The organism is Mucilaginibacter phenanthrenivorans (assembly GCF_024721155.1).
Lineage (GTDB): Bacteria > Bacteroidota > Bacteroidia > Sphingobacteriales > Sphingobacteriaceae > Mucilaginibacter > Mucilaginibacter phenanthrenivorans.
In genome coordinates, this window is the sequence record NZ_JAHVAP010000008.1 from 371064 (window position 1) to 382563 (window position 11500).

Below are 11500 nucleotides of genomic sequence, written 5' to 3' on the forward strand. Positions count from 1 at the left end.
CGCCGGGTTAAGAAATTATCCAGGCCCTTAAATAGCTAACAACGTCAAGTCCGATAGCACTTATCGCAGTTGGGCTTTGATACAGGTAATTTGCTTTCATTCTCCAGCAGCAACATTCCTCCGTCTTCTTTGAGCCAGCTGCGGACATAGCCGTCATTCACCCAATGGCTTTGTTGAATGCGCCATTATGAGTGGATTTTTCAATTCAATTAAAATAATAACTTCTAAATCAATTTTACGTATAAACAGCTTACAAATAGGATAGTATAAAGAAGTAGTCTTTTTTATCCTGCTAAATATTTAGTTGAGCTCGTAACGCGGTTTATATAAAAATGAAGGTTAAGTTATCATTAATTTTTTTATTGATGCTTTTGGGGAATTTGTGTTTTGCCCGCTACCGGGGTAAAGCAGATAGTTTACGCAACGAGCTGTTAAAAGCTATCGCGAACAAAAAAAAGGATAATGACACCAGTAAAATTAACGACCTAAACAAGTTAGCAGATGCCTACCAGGCCAGCTATCCGGACAGCAGCGTTTACTATGGTGACCTGGCGGTACATATTTCGCGGAAGATAAAATACAATAAGGGGATTGCCGATGGTTTGGCGTTATCGGCAAAAATCTACATTACCCAGGGTAAATACCAGTTAGTTCTTGTTAATTTAAAACAAAGTGATTCCCTTTATAGAGCTGGCAATGACCTGCGGGGCCTCAGTACCTGCGATAAGATCTACGGCGATCTTTATTGCCAAAACAGCGACTACAAGAAAGCTTTATTTTATTACAAACGATCACTTTCCGCAAAACTTAAGCTAAAGGAATTGCCCGGTATCTCGCGCCTGTATTTAGACCTGGGCAATGTTTATAATGGGATGGGCGCTTATTCCATGGGCATAGATTATTATTTTAAATCCTTAAATATTGATACCCGGCTCCATAATAAAAGCGCAATTGCCGACGATTACAACGATATCGGTTACCTGCTTCAGAATATGAATATTTACCCTAAGGCGCTCACGTATTACTACAAAGGGTTAGCTTTGTATACCCAGGTGCATTCCAGCATCGGCATCGCTATTATTAAACAAAATATCGGCGAAGTTTTTTTAGCACAGGGCAAATATGACGATGCCATCAAATATGTAAATGCAGCTTTGGTCATTTATCTTCAACAGGATAATAAAGACGGCATCTGCCAGTTATATGGTGATCTGGGCTTGTGTGCCCTTTATAAAAAGGGCAACACCGCTGCCTTAAGCTATCTGCAACAATCATTAACAACGGCCGCTGTCAACCATTTAGATGCAGACCGGGCCATGGCGCTAACCAACATCGCCCTGTACTATAACCGCAACCTCGACTATAAGCGGGCCTATGGTTATGCCTTACAGGCTAAATCCTGGGCCGACCATATTAATTCCGTTTTGCTGCGCACAGCTGCCTATATCCAGTGGATCAAAGCGCTGGGCGGCTTGCAAATGTACAAGGAAGCCTTTATTGCCCAGCAGGCGTTTGACCAAATGACCTTGAGCGCGCATAAGGATGAGAGCGTACAGAAATTCACCTTGTACAATACGGAATACAATTATGCCAACAAGGAGAAGCAACAGCTATTACAGCGAAAAGCTGACGCCCTGCTTTACCGGCAAAAAATACGCGACCAGCGATTATTGAACATCATATTTTTTATCATTACCGCTGCCATGGTGTTTATCATTGCGCTGTATTACCGGCAAAAGCACAAGCAAATGAAGATCAACGCCAAGCTGAGTGAAAAAAACCAGGAAGTTTCGCAGCAAAAGGTTGACCTGGATGTGCAGGCGGAGGAATTAAATGAATTAAACAAATTAAAGGACAGGCTGATCTCCATCCTGGCGCATGACCTCCGGTCGCCCTTAAGCACCCTGCGGGGATTGTTCAAACTTTTGGAGGATGACACTATTTCGCATGAGGAATTATTGGTCATGATACCGGGTGTGGTAAGCAAGCTTGATTATACCTCCGACTTTTTGGATACCTTGCTGTTTTGGATCAACAGCCAAATGGAGAATTATCATAGCGCCACCAAGAAGTTTTCAGTTAACGAAGTCATCGACCTTGAATATGCGAATTGTAAGGAACAGGCCGCCTTAAAGGGTATAACATTAACTGTAAGGGTAACCGAACAGTTAACCGCTGTCGCCGACCCCAATTCGGTTAGGATTGTCATCAGGAACCTGGTTACCAACGCCGTCAAATTTTCAAGTGATGGTGACTGTATTACCATCTCGGCTACGAAGCTGGATGCCGCTATTCTTGTATCCATAAGCGATACCGGAACGGGCATGACCACCGAACAACAAAACAAACTGTTCAAAAACCGCGTAGACAGCGCCACTGGAACCGGCAACGAATCAGGCACTGGTATGGGCCTTTTATTTTGCAAGGACCTGGTTGAAAAGTGCAGCGGTAAAATTTGGGTGGAGAGCCAACAGGGTAGTGGCACTGCTTTTTATTTTACCATTCCCATGGAAGATGCCGAGCTGCCGGAACTGCAATTAGATTGAAATTAATCTCTTTTCAGCCTGTGGCTGGCGTTTTTATTGAACTGCTCATTTAAAAGGAGTCTTGCTTAAGTTAAAAAAAGATTGATAAACTGGAGGAACCCCCGGGGGGGCGACAGGCTTGACGGTGTGCGAGATCAGACCTACATCCACCGTTATCCTGTGCCTTCTGTCAGTTGCGATCACATGGTGCCCAACTTTTTTCGTAATGCTGCGGTTAGTTTCGTGTCGATCTGACTGCAGGCACCGATCGCCCGGATCTCAGATTGTTTCATGTTGATATAAGATTAAACCATAGGGGACTTTGGGATCGATCCAGGTCGACTTCGGCGGCAGGTTGATGCCCGCATCGGCTGCCCTGGTGAGCTGATCCACCGTCAGCGGGCAAAGTGTAAAGCCGATGGCATAGGGATGGGCCTGAATTAGGGCTTCCATTTCAGCCTTCGCCTTTTCGCCACCGGTGTGCCTTAAGCGCTGATCAGTTCTAGGGTCGCGGATGTTAAACAAAGGCGCCAAAATATAGTCCTGCAGGATGGATACATCCAGGGTAGTTGCATTGTTGTCAGACACATAGGTTTTAGGTTTGGCGGTGAGGTTAAGCCATATTCCATCCATATACATACCCATTCTTCTTTCTTCGGCCGGCTGCACTGGTTTGTTGTTAAAAGACTCCTGCATATAGAAGTTGGGCAGCAATTGCCTGAAAAGCCATTCCTTGCTGACGGGCTGCTCAGGGATCACCACCCGGTTGTACTGCCTGATCTTTAGTTCCGCCGTGGACATGTAAAGCGCGGAGATGGTGTCGTATGCAGGTTTATTGTTGCTGATCTGTTCTGCTAAAAGGAGCTCGGCAGACCGTTTGCGGTGATGCCCGTCCGCAAGGTACACGTCGCTGACGTTTGCAAATGCATTAACCAATCGTTCTATGAGTTCTGGCTGCGCTATCTTCCAGAGCTGGTGTATACCGGCAGAACTTTCAAATCTGACATCCGGATAGCGTTGTTTTGCTTCGGTTATGATGTTGGCAATGACCGGTTCCGGCGGATAGGTGAGCAGTATCGGGCTTCCTTCCAGGCCAGTATGCTCCCGGTAGTTTTTTAACCTGCGTACGCTTTCCTGAAATGTAAGTTCATGGGTTTTTATAGCATCATCAAGGGCGGTCATCGCCCAGATACCTGTTTGAGTGTAAGCAGGGTGCGTTACTTCGTAAACATAAATACAAGGCGTTCTATCCAGCCATAAGCGTTCGCTTTCTAACAGGTGGGCCAGCGTAGCATTGATATCCTCGTAGGCCATAGCCTGGCCCTCGGGTGTTTCCGGTCGTTGTCTTGCCCCGGTTTCCAGCAGCGTTTTTAGCGGCGGCAGAGCCCCGGGCAGGGTCGTATTGCCGGCAACGGATTCCGCCTGCGGCTTGGTAAAAACCAGTTGATCCGCATAAAAGGGGTTGGGGTGTATGGCCCGGAAGGGGCTGATCTTTGCCATATCAGTAGATGGGTTGAAAGTTAGTATGTTCCTTTTCCTGTGCAGGATTGTGCACCTGGATAGATCGGTAATGATCTGATATTGTATTAAAGGATTTCGTACAGTTTATCGGGCGACCGAGCTATTTTTTATTAGTTGCTATAACTGTAACGTTGATGCCCTTATCCTCCAGTAATTTAACGGTTGAATCTGCTATGCCATCATCTGTTATAATATATTGAATTTGATCAAGCGTGCATATTTTCCCTAAGCCCCTTCTTCCTATTTTTGAACTATCAGCCAGTACCACAGTAACCTGTGCGGCATCAATCATTTTTTGATTTAAACGGGCTTCCATAAGGCTGGTAGTGGTTAAACCTACCTCTAAATCTATTCCATCGACACCTAAAAAAAGCATGCTGCATGATACATCAGCAAGTATTTGTTCGGCATAAGGGCCCATAACTGAAGATGAATTTTGCCTTAGCTGTCCCCCGAGCTGCAAAACCTCAACATGCTGGTGATGAGATAATTCCAACGCCACATTTAATGCCGAGGTAATTACTGTTAAATGCTTTTCGGGATGAATGGACCTGGCCAGCGCTAGCATAGTTGTGCCCGATGCAATGATGATTGAATCATTATGCCCTATCATTTTTGCCGCAGCTCTGGCTATGATGCTTTTTTCCCCTGCATTAAGGTGCTCTTTTTCAGCAACCGGCTTATCGTTTGTATAGGGGTTGGTTTTTGTGCCGCCACCATGCGTGCGAAAAAGCAAATTTTTATCTTCAAGCAATTTTAGGTCCTTCCTGATAGTAACATAAGAAACATTCATTTCCGTACTCAATTCCTGAACATTAACATAACCGGCGTCGTTCAGTTTCTTTAAAATATATTGATGTCTTTCGGTAATGCTTTTCATGTCCTGATACAAAAAAATACAATTATTACCTCAAAAATAACAATAAGCGTAATATTATAGGCTATATTCAATAAATGTTCTGTAAAAACAAGTTGGCAAATATTTCGTTTTGTTTCATTATTTATCATTAAAGCGAGCGTGTATACTAATTATGTATAAAAAAGTGGCATTTACACTCATTGTTAAAAAAAAATAACTTTCCATGTGTTGTAATATTGTTTCGATATATTTCGTTTTGTAATTTTGAACGACAATCGAACAAAATAGCTCCGTAATAAAAAATATCTGAAGATTATGATCGGCACAGAAAGAGAGAAATTAGTAGCGGCCTTAAGTGACCCGGAAAAAATATGGGATGTAATTGTCATCGGGGGCGGAGCTACAGGATTGGGCACTGCACTTGATGCTGCCTCCCGAGGGTATCAAACGCTGCTATTAGAGCAGGCTGATTTTGCAAAGGGAACGTCCAGCCGTAGCACAAAACTGGTACACGGTGGCGTACGCTACCTTGCCCAGGGCGATATTGGTTTGGTAAGAGAGGCGCTATATGAAAGAGGCCTGCTCCTTAAAAATGCAGCTCATTTGGTTAAAAACGAATCATTCATTATACCTAATTATGAGTGGTGGGGCGGTGCTTTTTACACCATAGGCTTAACATTATATGATCTGTTAGCCGGAAAGTTAGGTTTTGGCCGAGCTAAACATATTTCAAAAAAACAGGTGATTAGTAAACTGGGCACTATACAGCAAAAAAATTTATATGGCGGAGTAGTTTATCATGATGGCCAGTTTGATGATGCGCGGCTTGCTGTAAATCTTGCTCAAACCTGCATTGAGCAAGGCGCTACCGTGCTTAATTATTTTAAGGTGAGTAATTTAATCAAAAATAAAGAGGACAAAATTACAGGGGTTGTTTGTACCGATATAGAAACCGGCACACGCTATACCATAAAAGGCAAAACTGTAATTAATGCAACGGGTGTATTTGTTGATAACATTCTAAATATGGATAAACCGGAAAGGAAACCAATGGTAAAGCCAAGTCAGGGTGTCCATATTGTGCTCAGTCGGTCATTTATGCCGGGTGAGGATGCATTGATGATTCCTAAAACGGATGATGGCAGGGTGCTTTTTGCCGTTCCATGGCATGATAAACTGGTTATAGGCACCACCGATACCCCCATTGATGAACACAGCCTGGAACCGGTGGCCTTACAGGAAGAAATTGACTTTATTATGCGTACAGCGGCTAAGTATTTAGTAAATGCGCCAACCCGTAAAGATGTATTAAGTGTATTCGCCGGTTTGCGTCCTTTGGCTGCACCGGAAAACGGATCGTCAAAAACAAAAGAAATATCACGTAGCCATAAACTGATCGTGTCAGCGTCAGGATTGATAACCATAACCGGGGGAAAATGGACAACCTACCGCCGTATGGGCGAAGATACTGTGGATAAAGCAATTGAGGTTGGGGGATTAGTGCCTTATCCGAATAAGACTAAAACATTACCTATACACGGCAGTAAAGGAGATGTAGATCGCAACGATCACTTATATGTGTACGGAAGCGATGAGGCTGCCCTGCTCGCGCTTGGTTATGAAAAGCCCGAATGGACGGAAAAATTGCATCCCCGCATGCCTTATATTAAAGCGGAGGTGATATGGGGTGTTAGACATGAAATGGCCCGTTCAGTAGAAGATATTTTAGCCAGGCGGGTAAGAGCCTTGTTTTTAGATGCACGAGCAGCAATTGATATGGCGCCGGTGGTAGCTGATCTTATAGCCGGTGAACTCCATAAAGACGCCGCATGGAAAAAGGAGCAAGTTGATTCGTTCAGAAATGTTGCTAAAACCTATTTGCTCGAACCATATTCACCGGCAAGCTAAACCACCAACCTGTTTTTTTAACATATACCAAAAATAAATAAAGTTATGGAAGAATACATTTTAGCGTTAGATCAGGGAACAACCAGTTCCAGGGCTATTATTTTTGATCATGATGGAAAAATCAAATCTGTAGCACAAAAAGAATTTACCCAGATTTTTCCACAATCGGGATGGGTAGAGCATGATCCTAATGAAATATGGTTTACTCAGGCAGGGGTAGCCGCCGAAGCAACCGTTAAGATGGGTATTAACGGCACTAACATCAAGGCCATAGGCATTACTAACCAGCGTGAAACGACCATAGTTTGGGACCGTACTACCGGTGAGCCGGTTTATAACGCGATTGTTTGGCAGGATAGGCGAACTGCAGCGTTTTGCGATCAATTAAAAAAACAAGGCAAAACAGACCTGATACGCTCAAAAACAGGGCTTGTAATTGATTCTTATTTTTCAGGAACTAAAATAAAGTGGATACTGGATAATGTAGAAGGCGCCCGCGAAAAAGCAAACGCCGGTGAACTGGCTTTTGGTACAGTTGATAGCTGGCTTGTATGGAAATTTACCAGGGGTAAAGTGCATGTTACCGATATAACTAATGCCAGCCGAACCATGCTGTTTAATATCTGTACCCAGCAATGGGATGATGAGTTGTTAGCGCTGCTGGATGTTCCTAAAAACATGCTGCCCGAAGTAAAACAGTCCAGCGAAATATATGGCGAAACAGCCACTACTATATTTGCCTCAAAAATACCTATTGCAGGCATGGCCGGCGATCAGCATGCCGCGCTTTTTGGCCAGATGTGTATTGAAAAGGGTATGGTTAAAAATACGTATGGTACCGGTTGTTTTATGCTGATGAACATTGGCGATAAGTTTATCGAATCGAAAAACAACTTGTTAACTACCATTGCATGGAAAATTAACGGGCAAATACAATATGCATTTGAAGGAAGCATATTTATTGCCGGGGCTGTTGTTCAATGGTTGCGTGATGGCCTGGGAATTATTAAAACATCAGCCGATGTGGAGCAACTGGCCCTAAGTGTCCCGGATACGCAGGGGGTGTATTTTGTACCCGCTTTTGCCGGTCTTGGTGCTCCATACTGGAAGCCCGATGTGAGAGGTACTATTGTAGGCCTTAGCAGAGGCACTACATCTGGTCATATTGCGCGGGCGGCAATAGAATCCATCGCTTACCAAACGATGGATGTATTAAAAGCAATGGAAGCTGATTCCGGTATCGAGATAAAAGAGTTAAGGGTTGATGGTGGTGCAACAGCAAATAATATGCTAATGCAGTTTCAGTCCGATTTACTTAACTGCAGGGTTATAAGGCCTACTATAGTTGAAACAACAGCATTAGGCGCGGCTTACCTGGCCGGACTGGCCGTAGGTTACTGGAAAAATGTGGAAGAGATACAGCAGCTTTGGAAATCAGAGAAAGAGTTTACTGCTAATGCAGATCCCTCAATCATAAAGAAAGGCATCCATGGATGGGAAAGAGCAATCCATACAGCTCAGTGCGCGGTCGATGAAGTTTCACAAGGTGAATTGGTTTAGTTGTCAACTTAAAATTTAATTAAAATGTCTCCATTTATAGCGGAGTTAATTGGCACTATGCTGATGATACTCCTGGGCGATGGCGTAGTGGCCAACGTTCTTTTGAAAGATACCAAAGGAAACAACAGCGGCTGGATGGTAATAACCACTGCCTGGGGTTTAGCTGTTTTTGTAGCCGTTACCGTTGCTGGTCCGTACAGCGGCGCTCATTTAAATCCTGCTGTTACTATCAGCCTTGCAATAGCGGGTAAATTCGCATGGGCAAGCGTTGTTCCTTATATTATAGCACAGTTTATGGGCGCTTTTATTGGCGCCTTCCTGGTTTGGGTAATGTATTATGATCATTTTAAGCGTACCAATGATCCGGCTTCGGTGTTAGCTATATTTTGTACCGGCCCTGCGGTACGCAATTACATATCAAACATAGCAAGCGAAATTATTGGCGCGTTTGTGCTGATATTAGTGATTTTTTATATTACAGGTGCCGAAATAACGCCAAGTAAAACGCCTATTGGGCTGGGTTCGGTTGGCGCGCTGCCGGTAGCGTTTTTAGTGTGGGTGATAGGCTTATCATTAGGCGGGACAACCGGCTATGCCATTAACCCGGCACGTGACCTGGGGCCACGAATCATGCATGCTTTGTTACCAATTAAAGGTAAGGGCAGCAGCGACTGGGCCTACTCCTGGATCCCAATTGCAGGCCCACTCATTGGAGCGGTAATAGGGGCGCTTTTATACAATCAACTGCATGGATAAATTAACCAGTTAATTTTTTTACAACATTCTTATGAAAATCATTTATAAAGTTAGCCTAATGGCTACACTTGGCGGGGCTTCGGAACACGAATTCCATACACGAACAGGAAGTTTTGGTTTGAGTAGTCGCGACGACTGTGGCGGCATTATTGATGCCCTTGCGGACACTACGGCGCAGCGCCGCATTTAGATTTTTATCACTAAGGTAAATGGATTATTTAAAATATTGTAATGCAGAACTAGTGAAGCATTGGGTCCGGGTGTCCAAACAGGCCATGTTTGATGTATCAAAAAATTCATTAAGATACAATAATCTTATGATCTTTTATGGCAAATGAAACGCTTCCGGTTAGCTGAAGCATTTTCAAGACGTCTCTTATATCGTCATATTTGGAAATTACTCCGGAAAATACTTTGCCACGCATATCTCCGTGGTATTCCACTTCTACATTATACCACCGGGCTATCTTTCGCATGACAACGTAAACATCTTCGTTATCAAACTGAAAAAAACCGTCTTTCCAGGCAGTTGCAGCTGCTGTGTCAGCCTCACTAATATTTAAATTATCGCCGTTAAGCTTAGACTGTTCTCCGGGTCTAAGGATTTGTGATATGGCAGAAGCCTTCTGGTTATCGCCTGATATTGGGATTACTTTTACGCTACCCTTTAATAAAGTTGTCTTCACGCAGTTCTCTTCAGCATAATCATTCACATTGAATTTTGTACCCAGCACTTCTATTTTTTGACGCCGGCTTAATACGATAAAAGGCTGGCTTTTAAAGCCCCTTTTATTCGTTTGCGGGGACGAAATTTTAACCACTTCGAAGTAAGCCTCGCCGCTTAATTCCACAACACGTTCCAGCCGTGAAAATTGCGTAGGAAATTTGATAGAAGATGCGGCATTCAACCAAACCTTTGATCCATCAGGAAGCACGACCTGGTATTGACCTCCCTCAGGTGTTGAAATGGTGTTGTACGTATGTTCGTCTGTTTCTCTGGAATTGACTTTTGAGGTAGCATTGGCCTGATAAACGAGCACCCCGTTACTTGTTTTTTTTATGGTGAAGTTTGATTGAGCTGCGATTGCTCCAACTACGACGGCCTCCAAATTAATTTTCGTTCCATTGCCCAGGGTTAAAATTGCCTTATTACCCCCAGCCGAGATTTGTTGTTTGCCAGCATCAGCTACAAAAGCTTTTGGTTTAATGTTGTGGTAAAAATAGGTGACTATTACGAGGAATAATAAACTGGCAGCAGCGACATAAAGGATACTGATCTTCCATGTTTTTTCTGTAACAGCCTTCTTTTTGACATTGGCCTTTAAAATTGCCCTCAATTGAAGATCCAGTGCACTTTTAGAAACATCCTGCCGATCCTCGTCGGATGGTGATTGTTTTAATTGTTCTTCAGCCAACTGCCGGAATAGATCATCATAGGATCGGTCCGAAAACAGATTCATGATCAAATCTGCTTCCTCGTCGGTACATTCATTATTAACCAATTTATTAAATAGTAGTGATAATTCCCTATAATTCATCTGTAAGCGGTTATACTAGTGCACTAAAGACGTAATTCAAATAAATTCGGGGGGGCGGCACCAACCTGTTTGACTTAAAAACTTTACTTCGGCTAACAAAACAAAATTAAAAAAAAACAATACCCAAAACATGTAACAATTTCCATGTTTTTTGTCATGTAGGACTTAACAAGATTTTTTGCCTTACTAAGATACTCCTTTACGGTATAAGGTGATATCCCAAGTTTTTCTGCAGTTTCCTTATACGTATAACCTTCGAGTTTACATAGTTGGTAAACCTGACGCTGCTGGGGTGTAAGTTCGCCTAAAGCTTTTTCCAGAAGTAACACACTTTCCTTAAAATATATATTTTCCTCGATATGAGAATATTGTTCAGTAATAGTAGCTTTAAAATGGGCGGACAATTTTCGGTTACTTTCCAATTTTCTGTAAAAATCACAAACCAGGTTGGATCCGGCCCTGTATAAATATGCCGAAAAATCACTTTCATAAGTAATTACTTCTCGTTGTTGCCATACCCGGGAGAATAAGACTTGGATCATTTCCTCTACAACTTGTTTATCCTTAACCATTTTAAACATGTTAGCATACATTTTCGCACTATACTTATTATAAAGCTGGGTAAATGCAAGAACGTCCCCGTTTTTTAGCAACGCGGTCAGCTCCGTATCCGGTTTGTTGAGAGAAGAACTCATAGCATCTTTTTCATTTACAATTTTTTATCGACATTAGGTTACACTGGTTAACGCATCAGATTGTGGACAGTCATCAGGTACCATTTATTTTAAATAATACAAGGGGAAATTGACTTCACCTGTTGATTATTCACAATC

The 11500-nt window shown here is 43.0% G+C and carries 8 protein-coding genes; 4 read left to right on the forward strand and 4 right to left on the reverse strand.

Annotated features, from left to right (window positions below; genetic code table 11):
* Positions 1-332: 332 nt before the first annotated feature.
* Entirely contained in the window at positions 333-2546 is a 2214-nt protein-coding gene (locus tag KXD93_RS20965; RefSeq protein WP_258139309.1) for a tetratricopeptide repeat-containing sensor histidine kinase, read from the forward strand.
* Positions 2547-2804: 258 nt separating this feature from the next.
* Here KXD93_RS20965 and KXD93_RS20970 read toward each other — a convergent pair whose 3' ends face one another.
* Both KXD93_RS20970 and KXD93_RS20975 read right to left on the reverse strand, forming a co-directional pair.
* A complete protein-coding gene (locus KXD93_RS20970; protein WP_258139310.1) occupies positions 2805-4025 on the reverse strand; it encodes a DUF1015 family protein in 1221 nt (406 codons plus the stop codon).
* Positions 4026-4146: 121 nt separating this feature from the next.
* Positions 4147-4926 carry a DeoR/GlpR family DNA-binding transcription regulator gene (locus tag KXD93_RS20975; protein ID WP_258139311.1) on the reverse strand — a complete coding sequence of 260 codons (780 nt, stop codon included), beginning with the start codon at positions 4924-4926 and terminating at the stop codon, positions 4147-4149.
* Between the two features lie 294 nt (positions 4927-5220).
* Between KXD93_RS20975 and KXD93_RS20980 the strand changes: the two genes are divergently transcribed.
* The 3 genes from KXD93_RS20980 to KXD93_RS20990 are packed head-to-tail and all read left to right on the forward strand — an operon-like array spanning position 5221 to position 9129.
* Entirely contained in the window at positions 5221-6813 is a 1593-nt protein-coding gene (locus KXD93_RS20980) for a glycerol-3-phosphate dehydrogenase/oxidase (protein WP_258139312.1), read from the forward strand.
* A 45-nt stretch (positions 6814-6858) separates the two neighbouring features.
* Positions 6859-8373 carry a glycerol kinase GlpK gene (gene glpK / locus KXD93_RS20985; protein WP_258139313.1) on the forward strand — a complete coding sequence of 505 codons (1515 nt, stop codon included), beginning with the start codon at positions 6859-6861 and terminating at the stop codon, positions 8371-8373.
* A 24-nt stretch (positions 8374-8397) separates the two neighbouring features.
* A complete protein-coding gene (locus KXD93_RS20990) occupies positions 8398-9129 on the forward strand; it encodes an MIP/aquaporin family protein (RefSeq protein ID WP_258139314.1) in 732 nt (243 codons plus the stop codon).
* Between the two features lie 299 nt (positions 9130-9428).
* Here the strand turns inward: KXD93_RS20990 and KXD93_RS20995 are convergent, their stop codons facing one another.
* Positions 9429-10667 (reverse strand): FecR family protein, encoded by a 1239-nt coding sequence (locus KXD93_RS20995; RefSeq protein WP_258139315.1) that lies wholly within the window; start codon positions 10665-10667, stop codon positions 9429-9431.
* Positions 10668-10759: 92 nt separating this feature from the next.
* Positions 10760-11362: an RNA polymerase sigma factor gene (locus tag KXD93_RS21000; RefSeq protein WP_258139316.1), complete on the reverse strand. Its 603-nt coding sequence runs from the start codon at positions 11360-11362 to the stop codon at positions 10760-10762.
* Positions 11363-11500: the final 138 nt, after the last annotated feature.

Bases quoted from the DNA above. Each gene is read 5' to 3' on its own strand.
- KXD93_RS20965 (WP_258139309.1), top strand. From the start codon at position 333: ATGAAGGTTAAGTTATCATTAATTTTTTTATTGATGCTTTTGGGGAAT.
- KXD93_RS20970 (WP_258139310.1), bottom strand. From the start codon at position 4,025: ATGGCAAAGATCAGCCCCTTCCGGGCCATACACCCCAACCCCTTTTAT.
- KXD93_RS20975 (WP_258139311.1), bottom strand. From the start codon at position 4,926: ATGAAAAGCATTACCGAAAGACATCAATATATTTTAAAGAAACTGAAC.
- KXD93_RS20980 (WP_258139312.1), top strand. From the start codon at position 5,221: ATGATCGGCACAGAAAGAGAGAAATTAGTAGCGGCCTTAAGTGACCCG.
- glpK (WP_258139313.1), top strand. From the start codon at position 6,859: ATGGAAGAATACATTTTAGCGTTAGATCAGGGAACAACCAGTTCCAGG.
- KXD93_RS20990 (WP_258139314.1), top strand. From the start codon at position 8,398: ATGTCTCCATTTATAGCGGAGTTAATTGGCACTATGCTGATGATACTC.
- KXD93_RS20995 (WP_258139315.1), bottom strand. From the start codon at position 10,667: ATGAATTATAGGGAATTATCACTACTATTTAATAAATTGGTTAATAAT.
- KXD93_RS21000 (WP_258139316.1), bottom strand. From the start codon at position 11,362: ATGAGTTCTTCTCTCAACAAACCGGATACGGAGCTGACCGCGTTGCTA.